Below are 17,173 nucleotides of genomic sequence, written 5' to 3'. Positions count from 1 at the left end.
CCTATTCGCTCAATGTGTTCGGCTGAGATCGGAAATCAACCCTAATATATAACCCACTAAGAAGAAAGGGCTCTATACATGCGTGAAACAACATCATTGCCACGTCTCACCGCCGCCGCCCTCTCACGCGCGCTTAATCTGGAGCAGGGCAGCCGTCTACTCACCGTCCGTCTGCCTGGCGCCATCGACTGTAAGGCGCTTCGTGAATGTTTCAGCCTGAACAGCAACGGCGTACCCGATATTTGCGAGCTTGAACCCGGCAGGCAGGGCGCGGGCAATGGCGATGCGGCTCCGGTGTTTATCGACGCATCGGGGTATTACCGTACGGGCAAACACGACATCGAAAAAGAATGTATCGCCTTGATCGATTACTTAGAGCCCGGCTACCTCGATTTCTGTGACTGGGGTCCCTTTATTTGGTGTCTGTATGCGCTCGCCCTTTCGAATCGCACTCGCGCAGCCGTAGTGCTGCCCGCCGACCTACTCGATAAAGCCGAGCAGGCGCGCACGATCCTGATACGCGAAGGACTCATCGAGAGCGTCGTGTATTTGCCACTTTCTGAACCCAGGCCCTACATGACAAGCGCGCTTCTCATATTGTCTTCAGGAAATCGCAGCGTTGCATTTCGCAGCGCAATCGAATCCGGGCCGCGTTTTCGATATGTGACAGAAACATCGTATTACTCAGATATCACCTTTTCCATCTCCCCCGACTGGGCCCGCATTGATACCAATACGCCCAGATCAACGCCTATCGAAACGTCCACTTTTGCCACGCGTGAATTGCTGCTGCATCGCGCAGCCCTCTCAAAAGGCAAAATCAGCCTTATCAGCCTCACCCGAAACTACAGGGCTACGCTCGGTGACGCTTTTACGCGAGTAGCTCCATTTATGCCCCGCGAGAGCACCACATCAAACGACATTGATGCAATCGAGGTACGCCGCATCTCATCTCAGGATTTTCAAGATGGCAACCTTCTACCCGCATATGCTGTAGAGAGTGCAAATAGCTCGGATTCCAAAATCGTAAAGGTGAACCCCAGCGTTCTCGATCGATATGAGCTCCGCGCTGGAGATATCGTCATGCCACGCATGCTGGGTCGCTACGGCGCGTCCAACCTGCTCGTCGTCAGCGCCGATGACGCGAAGCAACACCTAGTTGCTTCGCATAACACCACCGTCATTCGCCCGTCGTTCCAAACGATGACCGAAGAGGAGCGCGTAGTGTTTTCGGAGATAATCGTTGGATACCTTACCGAAGGCCATGGGGCACAGCTGATTCAAGCATTAACCGAAGCAGCCAGCATCCGCGCCATCCGCCCTAACGACCTGTTCGAGATCGAAGTCCCGCCAGCGCTCGACCCGCGCACGCGCGAGTACAGCGAATCCATCAATCGCTTTGCCGAGGTCGTAGAAACAAAGAAACAAGCCGAGGCTGCCGTCGCCCAAGCCCAGCGCAACCTCGAAGTCGCAAAAAAGACCATCACCGAAGTGCTCGACCAAATCTGCGAGTAACACATAGGCAGCAGTAACGCCCCAAGCCGGCGGCGGGACCAGCTCCTGCCGCCGGCTTAACTGTCTGGGCTACTCCCATCCCGTAGTCTGGGGATTCCATTTGCGCACATTCTCCGAACGATCGAAGCACGGAGCATACAACCGATTGACGACCTCTTCTGCTCCAGTGATACTCCCCGCGAGATCAAGTACCCCCGCCTGCCTAGCCATCTTTACATACTGCGCAGAACCATTTTGTTTCCACCAGAGAGGCGCCACGAACTCTTCCGGCATTGCCACCTTGCGGACAGACGCTTCTTTCTCGACTCTCTCGATAAGTGTAGCCCCATCGATGAAGCAAGTTTTCGCGTACACCAAGATGTCGACTATATCCTTGATTCGCGAAGAGGCACGGCCCTCATGCATCTCTATCATTGCGAGCAATTTATCTGCAAGGGCGCTCTCCACTCGGCATACTCGATAGTCGCAGACTGGGAGCCCCTCGATATTCAAACGATCGATCGGCGCGAGAACCTCAGGCTCAAGTCCCCGCACTTCATCAATTACCAAGTCAATTGAAATTGGCTGTAGCTTCTTGGTTCCCATAAAGGGGGTGAACCATACCTTAGCACCGCACCGATACTCATCTTCTTCTTTGATCTGCTCTGCACGATCAAAGACAAACGAAACGAAATCCTCCAGATCAATCGAAGCCGCCCGCACCAGATCGGCAACAGCCTCTTCGAGGCTCTCCTCTTGAGCAACCAAGTCAATATCTCTTGTGACACGCGCATCGAGCGTTCGCGCCAGGACGCTTTGACCACCTTTAAGCACAAAACGGCAGTCATCTTCTGAAAAAACGCGACATAGGAAGCGATGAAAGTAGAAACCAACGATTGCCCGATTAGTATCCATTGGTGATTCTCTTGCGGCATTCCTAACAGCCATCTCCAATGCGGCAGGCGTTTTGTACTTCACCATGTCCTCCGTTTCGCATTACCCGTTCAGTACCATCAGCAAAGGCGCCATCAGCTCGCGTCGTTTGGCGGTTTTAGAGTTCTCTTCTACAAGATCCTTCAGCCGTTGTATATCGAGTCCACGTCCAAGCGCGTCGTGATAGGCATCGATAATTAATGAGGGATCCTCGCAATCGAGGCAAAGATCGACAAGCGTGCGCTCGGGTTTAGTTACCGGCAGGCCGTCGAGCCAAACGATGTCCCGCTCAGCAATCTCGCGCTTTACAAAAGAAAGGGATTCGTTTCTTGTATTGATACGCGTGGGCGCGGTCATCCTGTAGGGGGACAGATAGAAATCGCCCATTTGCTGCAGATTCGCCGCAGTCGTACCGCTCACGGCGATGCCATCCCACTGGCGCTTTCTCTCCCACGCGCAAAGGGAGGGACTGGTGAGCTTCCAAAAAGCGTTGAGCTCGTCGGTGTCCCGGCGCTGCGTTCCGGACATCCGGTAGGCGCCGTGGCATATCCGTTCAAGACGCCCTGCGCGGCATGAATGTGCCAGCGCATCTCGAGAGATGCCCATGCGAGCCGCCTGGGCTGTGGTAAACACGCCCTCGCTCTCGGAAAGCTCGCTTATCGCCGTTATGTTGCTAAAGTACTTCATGTTGCAATTGTAGGATATTTTCATACTTTTGCAACGTGATTTTGATTCATGCGATCCGTACGTCTTGCTTATCCCATTTCTGGCCCCAGCTTGCTATCGGCACCCCATCTCCCGCTATCGAGGTCTAATACTTTTCCGCGGAGTGAACGTCTGTTTTTGGACCCCTGAAGCATCCGCATTTTTCATCGGCAAAATCGTGGGATTTCAGCATTGAAACCGCAGGAAGCGGCACCTCTAAAGTGTCGATGCTTCGGGGGTCCGTTTTCACTCATTCACTTCTCGGAAAAGTATTAGACCTCGCTATCAGCTATCCCAAAGATCAGACCGCCCCTCCTTCACGCCACGCAAAACCTGCCTTTTAATATGAGCAGGACATTGTCAAGAGGCAAAATCGGGCCTGGCCCCAACGATATGGGGTCAGGCCCTCTCCCTATATCAACCCGTCCGCGGCGACCTCGGCGTGTCTTACCGACGCTCGTCTTTGCAGTTTAATATCCGCCCGTGGCGATCTCTCGCTGGGCAATCCGTTGCTACGGCTGAGGCTTCTACGTCGAACCGACAGTCTGTGCACGCGTGTGGCGCCCTGGGCGCTCGCAGAAAAGGGACCTGAGGTTCGCCTCAACGGCTTCGGATCGAACCGCTTCCGGGGTGACTGGCTTATGTGCGGGGGACCGCCCCCCTACGCCCCCTCGGCCATGAGGCCGACCGCCCACACCCAGCAGGCGAGCTCGCGCGCCGTGGCGACGTTCGCCTTGCTGCCGTGGACCCCGCGCGCGAGCAGCGCCTCCCGCCTCTCGACCAGCCTCCGCACGCCCTTGGCGGCATGCCTCCGGGCGCCCCGGTCCGGGGCCTGGCCCTTGGCGAGGTCCTTCGGCCGCCCCGAGCACGTCAGGTAGTGCCACGCGGCCTCGACCAGCGTCTTCCTCAGGTGCTTGTTGCCGGCCTTGGCGATCGCGCCCCTGCGGTCGCTCTCCCCGCTGGAGTGCTCGGAGGGCGTCAGGCCGACCCATGCCGCGAACGAGCGGGCGTTCCTGAACCTCGAGAACTCGCCGGCCTCGAACACGAGGTCGGCGGCGGAAGCGGTGTCGACGCCCTTGAGGCAGCGCAGGGAGTCGACCCTCTTCCGCCACCTGGGCTTGCGGGCCTCGGCCTCGACGAGCCCCTCGAGCCTCGCCTTCTCCTCCGCCGCCCGCCTGACCGCGTCGACGTAGTAGGCGAGCGCGTCGTTGTCGGCCCCCTCCGCGAACCTAATCGACTCGATCCAGGACCAGTGCGCCCGGGTCCAGTTGCCCTTCCTGCGGCCGGTGGGCGTCCTCTCGCCGAAGACGAGCCCGTGCCTTAGCAGGAACTTGGAGAGCCGCTGCTTCGAGCGCGAGAGGTCGTCCCTCGCGTCCTCGAGCGCCCTGGTCAGGTCGCGGGCGGCCTCGCACTCGTCGTCGGGGACCCACACCTCGACCACGTTGCCGACCGACAGCATGCGGGCGAGGAACTCGGCGTCGTTGCGGTCGTTCTTCCTGCGCCTGTCCGCGCTGGGCTTGATCATCTTCGAGACGGCGCCGACCACGCAGTCGACCCCCAGGCCGGAGAGCCTCTTCTGCAGGTCGAAGCCCGTGACCCCGGACTCGTACACGCACCTGGCCCCGGGGTCCACGGAGCGGACCCACTCCGCGACGGCGCCGGCGTCGTAGCCGAAGGTCGCGCAGCGCACCTCCCCGGTCATGACGTCGAGGGAGACGGCCTTTATCGAGCGGGCGTGGACGTCGAGGCCGACGAAGGTGGTAGTATCGAGCATGGGAGCCCCTTCCATGAATGCGGCGTGGCCGCCGCGGCTGAATTAGACACTCACCATTGTCGGCCTAATCCGCGGTCTTTCATGCAGCAGGGGCTCTCAATGTTTTATGTCCTGCTCATATCGTCTCTGCCCCTGCCCGCCTCCGCACCACCCAAAAACTCATCCAACATTAATCTTGGCTCAAGAATCGCTTAATCTATAACCTGCACTATAGAGTTCGACCAAGGGCGGGGCGGCGCAACGCAAACCGCCGAACGCAACGCTCGCGCCCGAGCAAATTGCCCGGCGTCGCGCCCATCGAACGAAAGGACAGGTCATGGACGACCTCGAAAAAGTTGAAACCATCCGCACCAAGTGCAACGTGAGTTACACCGATGCCAAGGCGGCGCTCGACGCTGCCGACGGCAACGTTTTGGATGCCATCATTTGGCTCGAGTCGCAGGGCAAGACCCAGACCACGTCGGCGCATGCCGCCACCGAGTCCGCGCCAGTCGATGAGCCCTCTGCCGAGATGGTCGCCGCGCAGGTCGCTTACGAAAAGTCGAGCGAAAAGACCGACTTCTCCAAGAAGATGGACAGCGTGTGGGAGTACCTCAAAAAGCTCTTCCGCCTGAGTCTGGACACCAAGTTTATCGCCACGCGCCGCGATGCGATCATCCTCAACATTCCCATCCTGATCCCCATCGTCGCGCTGTTTGCCTGGGGCGCCACGATATGGCTGATGCTGATTGGCCTGTTCTTTGGCATGCGCTACCGCATCGACAGCGACGGTGATGTACCCGGCAGCATCAATAACCTGATGGATCACGCCGCCGACGCCGCAGACGACATCAAGCAAAATCTCAACGACGACAAGTAATCGCAGACGGGGGCACGTATGGCACGAATCCTGATTGTAGAGGACGAGGAGAAAATCGCCCGCTTTGTGACGCTCGAGCTGGAGCACGAGGGTTACCAGGTAGAGCACGCCGCCGACGGCCGCACCGCCGTGGACCTGGCGCTGGAGCGCGACTACGATCTGATTCTGCTCGACGTACTGTTGCCGCAGCTCAACGGTATGGAAGTGCTGCGGCGCATCCGCAAGCACAAGGATGTGCCGGTGATTATGGTCACCGCGCGCGATGCCGTGATGGACAAGGTGGCTGGGCTCGATGCCGGCGCCGACGATTACCTGACCAAGCCGTTTGCGATTGAGGAGCTGTTCGCACGGATCCGCGTGGCGTTGAAGCGCTCGGAGGCCATGCGGGCGGCTTCGGGCGTAGCTGGCGTCGGCGCCGGAGCGGGCATGGCGGGCGTCGCGGGCGAGAAGGCCACCGCGATGCCCCCGGCCAGTGACATGGCCCAGACCCCTGCCTCGCCCTCCCCTGCCACACTCACCGTGGGATCGGTTGCGCTCGACCCCGACCGCCGCGAAGTCACGGTCGGCGGCTCGCCCATCGCGCTCACGGCCCGCGAGTTCGACGTCCTCGCCCTGCTTATGGCGCACGCCGGCACCGTGCTCACGCGCGAGCGCATCGCGCATGAGGCGCTAGGCTACGACTACGTGGGCGATACCAACAACGTCGATGTGCACATCGCACATTTGCGCGCCAAGATCGAAGACGCTGGCGGCGCCCGCATCATCCAGACCGTGCGCGGGGTGGGCTATGTCTGCCGCGCATAACGCCGAGGCCAAGCGCGTCACCTCCATCGCCCGCGCCATCAACTGGGGCTATATGTGGCGCCGCTTGATGAGCTACGTCTGGCTCGATCTGTTGCTGATGGTGATTGCGGCGGCGATCCTCGTCTATGGATACAACCAGACGCTGCCCGACAGCGCGTTTACCGCAGGCTGGATTCCCGGCGCCACCGTTCACGGCATGTCGCTGACGCCCGCACGCGGCTGGGACCTGACAACGCTCACCTATACCGTCGAGTTTGCGCGTACCACCAAGACCTTCCCCCTCGCGCAGGACCTCGTCGCGCTATGGCCTCTCTACCTTGTCGTTATGGGTTGGCAGGTCATCAGCGTGCTCAACATGCTCGGCGGCGCCCGCCGCGTGCGCCGCACCATGGCGCCGCTCAACGACCTTGCCTTGCGCGTGGACGAGCTCGGCCGTATGCAGCTCTCCGGCGGCAAGATGGAAACGCTGGAACAGGCCATCGAGCGCGCAAGCGTCGACTCGCCGAGCGTCACCACCGGCGACGCCGACCTGGCAAGCATCGAGGTCGCACTCAACCGCCTGCTGCGCCAGATGCAAGAGGCCAAGCTGCAGCAGATGCGCTTTGTCAACGATGCGAGCCACGAGCTGCGCACGCCCATCGCGGTGATTCAGGGCTACGTGAACATGCTCGACCGCTGGGGCAAAGACGACCCGGACGTGCTGGCAGAATCCATCACCTCGCTCAAAGCCGAAAGCGAGCATATGCAGGAGCTCGTGGAACAGCTGCTGTTTTTGGCACGCGGCGATGCCGGTCGCACCGTGCTGCGGCGCGCGAATACCAACCTGGCTGCACTGGTCGGCGAGGTTTGCGAAGAATCACAGATGATCGATGCCGGGCACACGTATCGACTGGCCTTTGACGCTGCGCTTGTCAGCGACTCGCGCTGCGATGCGTCCGTCGATGTGGCGCTTGTAAAGCAGGCTCTTCGCGTGATCGTGCAGAATGCCGCCAAGTACTCGGATGCGGGAACGCCCATCTCGTTTGGCGTAGCGCCGGATGCGGGCATGGGCACGATCGACATAAGCGTTGAGGACGAGGGTATCGGCATGAACCAGGAATCCGCAGCTCACGCGTTCGAGCGGTTCTACCGCGCCGACAACGCGCGCGATGCCGGCGCGCAGGGCTCGGGTCTGGGGCTTGCCATTGCCAAGTGGATCGTCGATAGCCATGGCGGTGTCATCGGTGTGACCTCGGTCGAAGGGGTCGGCAGCCGCTTTACGATTCGCCTGCCACGGTAGGGATGCCCCCTCGTGGATCGAGGTCTAATACTTTTCCCGAGAAGTGAACGACCATATTCGGACCCCCGAAGCATCCGCATTTTTCGGCCGCAAAATCGCAGGATTCCAGCATCGAAACTGCAGGAAACGATGCCCTTAAAGTGTCGATGCTTCGGGGGGGCTGATTTGTCTCGTTCACTTCTCGGAAAAGTATTAGACTTCGGTTTTTTGACCGTTGCAAAAGTCGATCCCTCGGCATAAATAAAGGGATAAGGCCATACGGCCCTATCCCTTTTTGCTAACTAAAGCAGCTCGTGCGCTACTCGCGGCACAGGTGCACGGCGAAGCCGGCGAACTCGCGCTTAAAGTACACGAGCTTGGTGCTACCGTCGGGCAGCAGCGCGCGCGACTCCTCGTTGACCTCGAGCCCGCGCTCGGCAAACCACTTCTCGGCCGCATCGATGTCGTTGACGGCAAAGCCAATGTGGCCCTTGGTGCCACGACCGTTCTGCTTCATAACCTCGACCAGCGAATCGTTAAAGTACGAAACCGGGGTCTCGATAACGGGCAGGCCCATCATCGTCGAGAACAGCTCCGCGATCTCCAAGGCGTCTGCCGGGTCGGCAGCGTTAATGCCCACATGGGCAACGCGCATACCAAAGAGCTCTACCGGATTGGCGTTCTGCTCACTCATGCAGGCAGCGCCTACTGAGCCATGACGTCAAGAACGGCCTTCTCGGCGGCAACGCGGTTCATGCCGGTCATGAAGGGCACGCCGCTCACGTACGGGCAGGTGAGGCCCTCGGGGGCAACGGTGGTGGCGATCAGCAGGTCGGCGCCCTCGTCGCAAGCGTCCTTGGCCTCGGAGATGGCGCACTGCACGATCTCATACTTGTCGGCGTAACCGTTGGCGTCGAGCAGGGTGGCGACCTTCTGGGCAACGAGCGTGGAAGTAGCAGCGCCAGCACCGCAAGCCAAAACGATTTTCTTCATAGGTAATGTCTCCCTTCATGGTTTACTTTAGGTAAGTGTACCGCAGCGAGCGATGGCACTCGGCCTCGATGAGCTTTTATGCCAGTTTGCTTGCGCGCTGCGTATAATACATCCAGTACGTGTTGTCATACCGCTCGCTTTATGAGCGACTAAGGACCCTAATATGCCCGATTCCCGCACACTCTGGACCGCCGTCGTTATCATCTGTATCGCCGTGTCGGTGTTCTTTAGCATCAAAAAACGCACCACGTTTAAGCGCCTGCAGCAGTTGATGGCTGCCAAACAGTGGGACGAGTTCGATCGTTTGCTCGACGGCAAACTCACCAGCATGCTGTACCCGCGCTACAACCGCGACTACCTGCGCCTGAACTCCTATCTGTTGCGCGAGGACCACGAACACGCCAACGAGATGTTCGACCTGTTGCTGGGACTCAACCTGCCCAAGATGCAGCGCGTCGACCTGGTGATCAAAGCCTTTAACTACTACGTTGGCCAGGAGGACCGCAAAAAGTCCAAGGAGTTGCTGCACGAGATCAAGGGCTTTGAGGGCGGTCAGGCCGAGGCAGTCACACACGAATGCCAGCTGATGTACGACACGATGATCCTCAAGCGCCACAACGACATTCCCGAGCTGGAGCGCATGCTCGAAGAGGCCGGTGACGACAAGGTCAAGAGCTGCCGCCTGGAATACCTGCTGGCCCTGCAGTACAAGAACAAGGGCGACGAGGCCAAGTTTGCCGAGTACTTGGAAAAGTCGGGCCAGCACTCGATGGCTGTCAACGCGTAACGGGCGGCTTGTGCTAGACTTCTAGTCTCACGGGGGCGTGGCGGAATTGGCATACGCAGGAGACTTAAAATCTCTCGCCGCAAGGATTGTGGGTTCGAGTCCCACCGCCCCTACCATTGGCTTTTACGGGCCCGTATCTCCCAGGGATGCGGGCCCGTTTCTTTTGCACGCCGGTGGGGCTCGAACCCGCGAGGGGGCGAGCGTTAAGCAAACGCGGAGCGTTTGTAGCGAGCCGGCGAGGGCGCCGGCAGGCGACCGAGGCCGGTGCGTATTTGCTGCGCAAATTCGCAGACGTCCCACCGCCCCTACCACGCATTGTTTACGAGCCCGTGTCCCCCGGAGACGCGGGCTCGTTTCTTGTGGATGCCGACACGGATGATAAGTTGCGGTGGAATAGTTCCTGTTTTGACTGGTTACCAGCTCATTTAAGAACTTTTTCACCGCAACTTAGATTGGCACTCCCACATTTTTCGATGGAAAAACGTGGTTGTCTCGCACATTTTCCGATGGAAAAACGTGGTTGTCTCGCATATTTTCCGATGGAAACGCCCAAATGGTCTTATACTAGCCGAGAGGGTTGGGAGGCAATATGCAACGACAGCTTATGAGTGAACTTATCGCTTGGAAATCAAGGGCGAATCGCAAACCTCTCTTGCTTAAGGGAGCCCGCCAGACAGGAAAGACTTGGCTTCTTAACGAATTCGCAAGCCAGCAGTATCGAAGCGTCATTCGTTTTGACTTTATGCTCGAGCCGAGCACACGCTCGCTGTTCGATGGGGACCTCGACCCCAAGCGCATCATCTCCCAGATAGAGCTCCTACGTGGCCAAACCGTAACGCCGACAGACACGCTCATCATCTTCGACGAGATCCAAGAGGCGCCACGCGGGATCACCTCGCTCAAGTACTTCAACGAGCTTGCACCCGAATACCACATCGTAGCAGCCAGTTCCTATATGGGCCTCGCGCTCCGACGCGAAAACGAGTCATTTCCCGTCGGCAAAATCGACCAGCTCACCATGCGTCCCATGGGGTTTGCCGAGTTCGTTCGCGCCGTCGACGGCAACCCGCTCGCCGACGCCATCCTTGCCGCAGACATGAACCTTCTAGCAAACGTCACCGAAAAGCTCGTGCACTTGCTCAAGGAATACCTTGTTGTCGGTGGTATGCCCGAAGTTGTCTCCGCTTTCGCCGAGACACGCGACTTCATTGAAGCCCGAAGGCTTCAGCAGCAAATCATCGAGGCTTACGAATCCGATTTTGGCAAACATGCACCCGCCCGCATCGTCGAGCGCATGAGGTTGGTTTGGAAATCCCTTCCCGGCCAGCTTGCCAAGGAGAACAAGAAGTTTGTCTATGGCGCCCTTCGCCCTGGAGCGCGCGCACGCGATTTTGAGGAAAGCCTCCAGTGGCTCACGGACTACGGAATCGTTCATAAGGCGCCACGTGTTTCCGCTCTAAAGGCACCGCTCTCGAGCTACGAAGACCTCTCGGGCTTCAAACTGTTCTGCATCGACACCGGCATCCTCGGAGCGCTCTCCGGTCTCTCTCCGGCCATCGTTCTTAACGGATCCGCTGTTTTTACCGAGTTCAAAGGTTCGCTGACCGAACAATACGTCGCGCAGGAGCTTTTGCTCCAAGACAAAACTCCCGTGTATTGGTCCTCTACCTCTGGCAATGCCGAAACCGACTTTGCCATCGACCATGCGGGAACCGTGCTTCCGCTTGAGGTCAAGGCGGCAGAGAACCTTAAAGCGAAGAGTCTGAAAATAGCCTGCGAAAAATTCAAACTCGAGCGTTGCGTGAGGAGCTCTCTGGCGGCATATAGAGACGAGGACACGCTCGTCAATATTCCGCTTTGGGAAATTGGGCAAATCGACAAACTGGCATAAAGGCTGCGGAGGCGCTCAGCAAGGACTGTCCCCAGGTGCCGGCAGAAAAAAACGTCCCTAGGTGCCGGCTGTTGAGTTGCGGTGGAATAGGGACTGGTTGGGGCCCGAAAGGGCGATTTTAGTCCGCATTTCACCGCAACTTATGAGGGGATGGTTAAAGGGCGCTCAGGCTCGGGGTCCAGGCGATGGTGGGAGTCGCGCCGTCGAGAACCTCGTTGATGGCGGCGGCCATGCCGGCGAGGAGGCTGTTCTCGCTTACGGTGAGCGCATCGTAGCCACCGGCGCGCATGAGCTCGCGAATCACCACGGCGCCGGCCAGAATCACGCCCGCGCGCTTGGGCTGCACGCCTGGCAACGCGGCAATGCTCTCCACGTCCAGCGTGGACATGCGCTCGATAGCGGCAGAAATCTGCTCCATCGAAAGCTCGCGCAGGTGCACAAAGCTCGAGTCGTACGGCTCCAGTTCGTGGACCAGCGCCACGAGCGTAGTGACGGTACCGCCCACCGCGACCAGGCGCTCTGCACGCTCATAATTGCTCGGCAGGCCCTTAAAATAGGCGGAGAACTGCTCGCCCGCCCACGCGGCGGCAACCGCAAGCTCGCCGTCCGCGGGCGGCAGCGCCGAGAAAAACCGCTCCGTCACGCGACGGCAACCGATGTCCAGTGAGCGCGTTCCCTCCAGCGCAAAGACCCCGCGCTCAGGCGCATAGACGCCCGTCGCGAGCTCCGTGGAGCCACCGCCCGAATCGGCGACGATGATGCGCTCGCCAGCAAAGTCGTGTGCCACGCCAAAAAACGTCAGGCGCGCCTCGACCTCGCCCGGAATCACCTGCGGTTCGAGCCCCAGATCGCGCAGACCGTCCAGCAGCAGCGCGGCATTGGACGCATCGCGCGCGGCACTCGTGCAGGTGGTGCAGACGCAGGCGGCCCCAAAGGCACGTGCCTCATCCACAAACATGCGACACGCATCGAGCACACGCTCGACAGCCGCCTCGCAAAAGCGACCCGTCGCGTCCACGCCCTCGCCCAGGTCGGTAATCTCGGTATGCTTGGACGATTCCACGATCGCCCCGCCCTCGACCTGGGCCAACACCAGTCGCGACGACACCGTTCCCAGGTCGATCGCGGCCACCTTATATCGTTTGCAATCTGCCATTGCGGGCTCCCCTCCGGGCGCTACTCGCCTACTCGCCGCTGGACGCGACCGTCTGGCCCTCGACGCCGTTAAATCCAAACAGCATATCGAGCGTCTGGATGTACCACGGTGCGTCCTTGCCGACCTCTTCGATCTCTTTGGCCACTTCACTGGCCTTCTTGGCGTTTGAGGACTTTTTGCTCGACGACGAATCCGAATCATCGTCCAGGCCCAGCACTTCAATCCTCTTCTCGCCGGGCATCGCCATGCCCAGTTCCCGTGCCCGATCCTTAATGCCCTCTTCCGAGAACCACTTGTCAGTGTCTTTTTTCATCTCATCTTTGTATTGCTCGCGAATCTCGACCTGCTTGGCCAAGATGTCGTTCGAGCGTTTTGCAACGTACAGGTCGCGCACGGGGAAATACAGGCTCACGAGCGCCAGAGCCACCACGATACCGATAAACAGCGGACGCAGAGAGCCATGCGTAAAGTCATAGATCGCCTTGACCACCGCATTGTCGTTGGCGTAGCGCATAAAGTCCGAGCCCGAAAGACGGCTCGAAGGCCTGCTCGACCTGTCGTGCGTCTGGGCCGAGGGACGCGACGCATGTGTCGAACGTGCCGGGCGCACCGGTCCATCTGCCAAGGTATTTGATTGAGCATTGGGGCGCGAGGTACTTGCCGGGCGCTGCGTGGAGCGGTCGGCGCCGGCATAAGCGGACCCACCGAGCTGCACCGTGCGTGCACGGCGAGGCGACGGCTCGCGTGAACCGGCGGAATAGTACCTGTTGTCGTAAATCTGATCCATGTGCGCCTTGTGCGGTTGAGGTTTGTTTGCGCTAAGTCCTTTAGTTATAGCACGAGCGCCCGCACCGCCTTCGCCAGCCTTTGCTCGACATAAAAAAGGCGCTGAGCCATATGGCCCAGCGCCCACAGCGCTTTGCGGCGTCCAGCCAAGGCGGGGCGGAACCGAGTCAGCCTCCTCCTCGCCAAATTCGCCCGTTTAGCGAATGTTGTAGAACGCGGCCTTGCCGGCGTAGCGCGCGCTGCCCTCGAGCTCGTCCTCGATGCGAATGAGCTGGTTGTACTTGGCGATACGGTCGCTGCGGCACGGGGCGCCCGACTTGATCTGGCCGGCGTTGACGCCCACGACCAGGTCGGCGATCGTGGAGTCCTCGGTCTCGCCGGAGCGGTGGCTCACGATGCAGGCGTAACCGGCCTCCTTGGCGGTCTCGATGGCCTCGAGCGACTCGGTGAGCGTGCCGATCTGGTTGACCTTGACCAGAATCGCGTTGGCGGCGCCCAGCTCGATGCCCTTCTTAAGGCGCTCGGTGTTGGTGACAAACAGGTCGTCGCCCACCAGCTGTACCTTGTTGCCAATGCGACGGGTGAGCTCAACCCAGCCGTCCCAGTCCTCCTCGGCCATGCCGTCCTCGATGGAGATGATGGGATAGGTGTCGACCAGCTTCTCCCAGTAATCGACCATCTGGGCGCTCGTGTACCCTACGCCCTCGCCCTTGAGCTCGTACATACCGGTCTCGGCGTTGTAGAACTCGGTGGATGCCGGATCCATGGCGTACATGAAGTCGACGCCGGGCTTAAAACCAGCCTTCTCCACGGCCTTGGTGATGTACTCGAATGGCTCGGCATTGGTCTTGAGGTTGGGCGCGAAACCGCCCTCGTCGCCCACGCCGCCGCCCAAGCCGGCCTCGCGCAGCACGCCCTTGAGGGTGTGGTAGACCTCGGCGCACCAGCGCAGACCCTCGGCAAAGCTCGGAGCACCCACGGGCATGATCATGAACTCCTGGAAGTCAACGTTGTTGTCGGCATGCACGCCGCCGTTGAGGATGTTCATCATAGGCGTGGGCAGCAGGTGAGCGTTGACGCCGCCCAGGTACTGGTACAGCGACAGGCCCGCCGACTCTGCCGCAGCGCGGGCAACGGCCAGCGATACGCCCAGAATGGCGTTGGCGCCGAGCTTGGTCTTGTTGGGCGTACCGTCGGCGGCGATCAGTGCGGCATCGACGGCGCGCTGATCGAAGGCGTCGAGGCCCACGACGGCGTTAGCGCACTCGTTGTTGACGTGCTCGACGGCCTGCGAAACGCCCTTGCCCAGGTAGCGGCCCTTGTCGCCATCGCGCAGTTCGCAGGCCTCAAAGGCGCCGGTCGAAGCACCCGAAGGCACCATTGCGCGGCCAAAGCTGCCGTCCTCGAGCACGACCTCGACCTCGACGGTGGGATTGCCGCGGCTGTCGAGCACCTCACGACCGTAGACGTCCAAAATATCGCTCATGTTGTCTCCCTCTCACTTGGAAACGGGTTGAATGCTTGGCGACACGGCTTGCACGCTACAGTGGCGCGCAGGTTCATAAGTTAGCCTTATCGCACTTTTTGCATTATGCCCTAAGTTAGCCAAGGGATACAATCTTTTTGAAAAATAATGGGGGCGATGAGAAAGTCCGTCCCGTCGCCCCCGCAGTCTTACTCCTCTGCCTTTGCGGCATCCCAGAGGTCATTGAGGCCGTGGGTCGAAAGCTCGGCCAGATCCACGTGGGCGTCGGCCGCCATCTGCTCCATCGCGGCCCAGCGGCGGCGGAACTTTGCCGTGCTGGCACGCAGGGCGCTCTCGGCGTCGATTCCCTCCTTGCGCGCAACGTTGACCAGAGCAAAGAGCAGGTCGCCAAACTCCATCTCGCGCTCGGGCGAGCCGGGAGTCTCGGCCTCAAACTCGGCGCGCTCCTCGGCGACCTCGTCCCACACGTCCTGGACTGTCTCCCACTCAAAGCCCACGGCCGCCGCCTTGCGCGACACCTTCTGAGCTTGCATCAGCGCCGGCAGGTGCGTGGGCACGCCGTCGAGCAGGCCTTCGGGCGCAGCCTCGTCCGCCGCCACAGCCTTGTCCTTGGCAGCCTTCTCGGCAAGCTTGACCTCGTCCCAAATCTTGAGCACCTCGTCGGAGCTGTCAGCATCCGCATCGCCAAAGACGTGCGGATGGCGACGGATGAGCTTGGCGTCGATATCGTGTGCCACGTCGGCCAGCGTAAACTCGCCGGCGTCCGCCGCAATCTGCGCATGCAGTACGACCTGCATGAGCACATCTCCCAGCTCCTCGCGAAGGTGAGCCGCGTCGTCGGCCTCGATGCAATCGAGCGCCTCGTAGGCCTCCTCGATCATGTTCTTGCCAATGCTGCGGTGCGTCTGCTCGCGGTCCCACGGGCAGCCGTCGGGCTGACGCAGGCGCCAGATGGTCTGCACCAGATGCTGCAGCTCGGCCGACACATCTACCAGCGTCGACAGGTCGCGCGAACCCTCGGCATTTTGCTGAGCCATATGCTCGGACATGGTTACTCCTCCTCCAGGATCACGTGGCGTAACGCGCCGCCCTCGTAGATACCGTAGCTGTGCGTGCCGTCTTTGGGAATGCTCACGCTACCGGGATTGAAGAGCCACAGGCCCGGGTGCGTCGCGCTCGCTTCGTTAACCTTGATATGCGTGTGGCCGTAGACGAGCGCGGAGCCCTCGGGCAGCACGGGCGCATGGTCGACGCTGTTGTGCATGCCGGCGCCAAAGACGTGGCCGTGCGTCAGGAACAGCTCGCGGCCGGTCTCGTCAAACAGGGTGGCGTAGTCGGCCATGACGGGAAAGTCGAGCACCATCTGGTCGACCTCGGCGTCGCAGTTGCCGCGGACGGCAATGATGCGGTCGGCCAGGGCGTTGAGCAGCGGAATCACGCGCTTGGGGGCGTAGTCGCGCGGCAGGTCGTTGCGCGGGCCGTGGTAGAGCAGGTCGCCCAGCAGCACGATGCGGTCGGGCTGCTCGGATTCGATTGCGGCGACCAGACGCTCGGTCCAGTATGCCGAGCCGTGGATGTCGGAGGCGATGAGGTATTTCATGGTGGTCCTTTCGGGTGGGGTTGATAGGGGCTGAATACGGGGTCTAGCGGATATGGAGCCCATCTACCGTGTTACTCGAATCGCAGCGCCGCGCTCTGAGCCGCCTGCATCACGCGTTGGAGCGGCACGCCATGTTCGCGGGCAAGGCGGGCGCAGTCCTCGTACTCGGGAGCCGCGCGCTCACTACCGTCGGGCAGGGTCGCCACCTTAACAGATACCTCGCCCCAAGGCGTTATCACCTGCTCGAATCGGCGCGGCAGGCAAACGCGTTCCATCACCTGGCGACGAATGCCGTTGGTCGTGGTCTCCAAAAAGATAATCGTCTGCAGGCGCTCAATATCCTCGTGCGAGCAGATCACCTGCAGCTGCCATCCGGGGCGGCCCTTTTTGCAGTAAAGGGGTAGCCAGTGCACCTCGCGGGCGCCGGCCTCGCGCAGGCGGTCAGCGGCGTAGGCGAGCACCTCGGGCGACGCATCGTCGATGTCGCACTCCAGCTTGACGATGGTTTCGGGCGCATCGGTCTCGCGGGACAGCGGAGATGTACTTCCACGTTGCATACGGTCCGGATCCTTTCCGCACGGGCTCGTTTTATTCACCCAAACGCTAGCACATCGGACGTGGCACAGGCGTGACTTTCGTCCGTCGCC

Annotated in this window: 17 protein-coding genes and 1 tRNA gene; 7 read left to right on the top strand and 11 right to left on the bottom strand. The window is 60.4% G+C overall.

Annotated elements, in window-relative coordinates; genetic code table 11:
• Positions 1-78 precede the first annotated feature (78 nt).
• The gene (locus tag DW821_RS09700; RefSeq protein ID WP_117635641.1) at positions 79-1,515 is read left to right on the top strand and encodes a hypothetical protein; all 1,437 of its coding nucleotides are present in this window, start codon (positions 79-81) and stop codon (positions 1,513-1,515) included.
• A gap of 69 nt (positions 1,516-1,584) precedes the next feature.
• Here DW821_RS09700 and DW821_RS09695 read toward each other — a convergent pair whose 3' ends face one another.
• The 3 genes from DW821_RS09695 to DW821_RS09685 form a co-directional block, all read right to left on the bottom strand.
• On the bottom strand, positions 1,585-2,472 hold the full coding sequence (locus DW821_RS09695; RefSeq protein ID WP_118066698.1) for a nucleotidyl transferase AbiEii/AbiGii toxin family protein: 888 nt from the start codon (positions 2,470-2,472) through the stop codon (positions 1,585-1,587).
• A gap of 18 nt (positions 2,473-2,490) precedes the next feature.
• Positions 2,491-3,114: a type IV toxin-antitoxin system AbiEi family antitoxin domain-containing protein gene (locus tag DW821_RS09690; protein WP_118066696.1), complete on the bottom strand. Its 624-nt coding sequence runs from the start codon at positions 3,112-3,114 to the stop codon at positions 2,491-2,493.
• 679 nt (positions 3,115-3,793) lie between these two features.
• Complete coding sequence (locus DW821_RS09685) at positions 3,794-4,906, bottom strand: IS110 family transposase (protein ID WP_233553055.1); 1,113 nt, start codon at positions 4,904-4,906, stop codon at positions 3,794-3,796.
• 316 nt (positions 4,907-5,222) lie between these two features.
• Here DW821_RS09685 and DW821_RS09680 point away from each other — a divergent pair, with 316 nt between their 5' ends.
• The 3 genes from DW821_RS09680 to DW821_RS09670 are packed head-to-tail and all read left to right on the top strand — an operon-like array spanning position 5,223 to position 7,848.
• The gene (locus DW821_RS09680) at positions 5,223-5,765 is read left to right on the top strand and encodes a DUF4342 domain-containing protein (RefSeq protein WP_117640413.1); all 543 of its coding nucleotides are present in this window, start codon (positions 5,223-5,225) and stop codon (positions 5,763-5,765) included.
• Positions 5,766-5,783: 18 nt separating this feature from the next.
• Positions 5,784-6,569, top strand: coding sequence for a response regulator transcription factor (locus DW821_RS09675; RefSeq protein WP_117640414.1), 786 nt, complete (start codon positions 5,784-5,786; stop codon positions 6,567-6,569).
• Complete coding sequence (locus DW821_RS09670; protein WP_117640415.1) at positions 6,553-7,848, top strand: cell wall metabolism sensor histidine kinase WalK; 1,296 nt, start codon at positions 6,553-6,555, stop codon at positions 7,846-7,848. The genes DW821_RS09675 and DW821_RS09670 overlap by 17 nt, the downstream gene beginning before the upstream one ends.
• A gap of 298 nt (positions 7,849-8,146) precedes the next feature.
• Here DW821_RS09670 and DW821_RS09665 read toward each other — a convergent pair whose 3' ends face one another.
• Both DW821_RS09665 and DW821_RS09660 read right to left on the bottom strand, forming a co-directional pair.
• Positions 8,147-8,521 carry a VOC family protein gene (locus tag DW821_RS09665; RefSeq protein WP_117640416.1) on the bottom strand — a complete coding sequence of 125 codons (375 nt, stop codon included), beginning with the start codon at positions 8,519-8,521 and terminating at the stop codon, positions 8,147-8,149.
• Positions 8,522-8,532: 11 nt separating this feature from the next.
• Entirely contained in the window at positions 8,533-8,820 is a 288-nt protein-coding gene (locus DW821_RS09660) for a PTS sugar transporter subunit IIB (RefSeq protein WP_117640417.1), read from the bottom strand.
• Between the two features lie 163 nt (positions 8,821-8,983).
• On the opposite strand from DW821_RS09660, the gene DW821_RS09655 reads away from it, so the two are divergent.
• The 3 genes from DW821_RS09655 (at position 8,984) to DW821_RS09645 (ending at position 11,498) form a co-directional block, all read left to right on the top strand.
• Positions 8,984-9,607, top strand: a complete 624-nt coding sequence (locus tag DW821_RS09655) for a hypothetical protein (protein WP_117716259.1) — start codon at positions 8,984-8,986, stop codon at positions 9,605-9,607.
• A gap of 31 nt (positions 9,608-9,638) precedes the next feature.
• Positions 9,639-9,723: transfer RNA gene (locus DW821_RS09650), tRNA-Leu, on the top strand.
• Positions 9,724-10,211: 488 nt separating this feature from the next.
• Positions 10,212-11,498: an ATP-binding protein gene (locus DW821_RS09645; RefSeq protein WP_233553053.1), complete on the top strand. Its 1,287-nt coding sequence runs from the start codon at positions 10,212-10,214 to the stop codon at positions 11,496-11,498.
• A 154-nt stretch (positions 11,499-11,652) separates the two neighbouring features.
• Here DW821_RS09645 and DW821_RS09640 read toward each other — a convergent pair whose 3' ends face one another.
• The 6 genes from DW821_RS09640 to larC all read right to left on the bottom strand — a co-directional run bounded on the left by DW821_RS09640 (position 11,653) and on the right by larC (position 17,083).
• Complete coding sequence (locus DW821_RS09640; RefSeq protein ID WP_118066690.1) at positions 11,653-12,654, bottom strand: hypothetical protein; 1,002 nt, start codon at positions 12,652-12,654, stop codon at positions 11,653-11,655.
• A 28-nt stretch (positions 12,655-12,682) separates the two neighbouring features.
• Positions 12,683-13,441: a hypothetical protein gene (locus tag DW821_RS10350; RefSeq protein WP_233508981.1), complete on the bottom strand. Its 759-nt coding sequence runs from the start codon at positions 13,439-13,441 to the stop codon at positions 12,683-12,685.
• A 195-nt stretch (positions 13,442-13,636) separates the two neighbouring features.
• Entirely contained in the window at positions 13,637-14,926 is a 1,290-nt protein-coding gene (gene eno / locus DW821_RS09630; protein ID WP_118066688.1) for a phosphopyruvate hydratase, read from the bottom strand.
• 188 nt (positions 14,927-15,114) lie between these two features.
• Positions 15,115-15,975 (bottom strand): nucleoside triphosphate pyrophosphohydrolase, encoded by an 861-nt coding sequence (gene mazG, locus DW821_RS09625; protein ID WP_118066686.1) that lies wholly within the window; start codon positions 15,973-15,975, stop codon positions 15,115-15,117.
• 2 nt (positions 15,976-15,977) lie between these two features.
• Positions 15,978-16,526: a phosphodiesterase gene (gene yfcE / locus DW821_RS09620; RefSeq protein ID WP_118066684.1), complete on the bottom strand. Its 549-nt coding sequence runs from the start codon at positions 16,524-16,526 to the stop codon at positions 15,978-15,980.
• A 71-nt stretch (positions 16,527-16,597) separates the two neighbouring features.
• Positions 16,598-17,083, bottom strand: coding sequence for a nickel insertion protein (gene larC / locus DW821_RS09615; protein ID WP_118066682.1), 486 nt, complete (start codon positions 17,081-17,083; stop codon positions 16,598-16,600).
• Between the last annotated feature and the right edge of the window lie 90 nt (positions 17,084-17,173).

Source organism: Collinsella sp. AM33-4BH (assembly GCF_003469205.1).
Lineage (GTDB): Bacteria > Actinomycetota > Coriobacteriia > Coriobacteriales > Coriobacteriaceae > Collinsella.
This window is presented reverse-complemented; position numbering and strand designations above follow the sequence as displayed.

Coding starts and splice junctions, on each gene's coding strand:
- yfcE (WP_118066684.1), bottom strand. CDS start 16,526: ATGAAATACCTCATCGCCTCCGACATCCACGGCTCGGCATACTGGACC.
- DW821_RS09690 (WP_118066696.1), bottom strand. CDS start 3,114: ATGAAGTACTTTAGCAACATAACGGCGATAAGCGAGCTTTCCGAGAGC.
- DW821_RS09660 (WP_117640417.1), bottom strand. CDS start 8,820: ATGAAGAAAATCGTTTTGGCTTGCGGTGCTGGCGCTGCTACTTCCACG.
- DW821_RS09680 (WP_117640413.1), top strand. CDS start 5,223: ATGGACGACCTCGAAAAAGTTGAAACCATCCGCACCAAGTGCAACGTG.
- DW821_RS09640 (WP_118066690.1), bottom strand. CDS start 12,654: ATGGCAGATTGCAAACGATATAAGGTGGCCGCGATCGACCTGGGAACG.
- larC (WP_118066682.1), bottom strand. CDS start 17,083: ATGCAACGTGGAAGTACATCTCCGCTGTCCCGCGAGACCGATGCGCCC.
- mazG (WP_118066686.1), bottom strand. CDS start 15,975: ATGTCCGAGCATATGGCTCAGCAAAATGCCGAGGGTTCGCGCGACCTG.
- DW821_RS09685 (WP_233553055.1), bottom strand. CDS start 4,906: ATGCTCGATACTACCACCTTCGTCGGCCTCGACGTCCACGCCCGCTCG.
- DW821_RS10350 (WP_233508981.1), bottom strand. CDS start 13,441: ATGGATCAGATTTACGACAACAGGTACTATTCCGCCGGTTCACGCGAG.
- DW821_RS09700 (WP_117635641.1), top strand. CDS start 79: ATGCGTGAAACAACATCATTGCCACGTCTCACCGCCGCCGCCCTCTCA.
- DW821_RS09655 (WP_117716259.1), top strand. CDS start 8,984: ATGCCCGATTCCCGCACACTCTGGACCGCCGTCGTTATCATCTGTATC.
- DW821_RS09645 (WP_233553053.1), top strand. CDS start 10,212: ATGAGTGAACTTATCGCTTGGAAATCAAGGGCGAATCGCAAACCTCTC.
- DW821_RS09670 (WP_117640415.1), top strand. CDS start 6,553: ATGTCTGCCGCGCATAACGCCGAGGCCAAGCGCGTCACCTCCATCGCC.
- DW821_RS09665 (WP_117640416.1), bottom strand. CDS start 8,521: ATGAGTGAGCAGAACGCCAATCCGGTAGAGCTCTTTGGTATGCGCGTT.
- eno (WP_118066688.1), bottom strand. CDS start 14,926: ATGAGCGATATTTTGGACGTCTACGGTCGTGAGGTGCTCGACAGCCGC.
- DW821_RS09675 (WP_117640414.1), top strand. CDS start 5,784: ATGGCACGAATCCTGATTGTAGAGGACGAGGAGAAAATCGCCCGCTTT.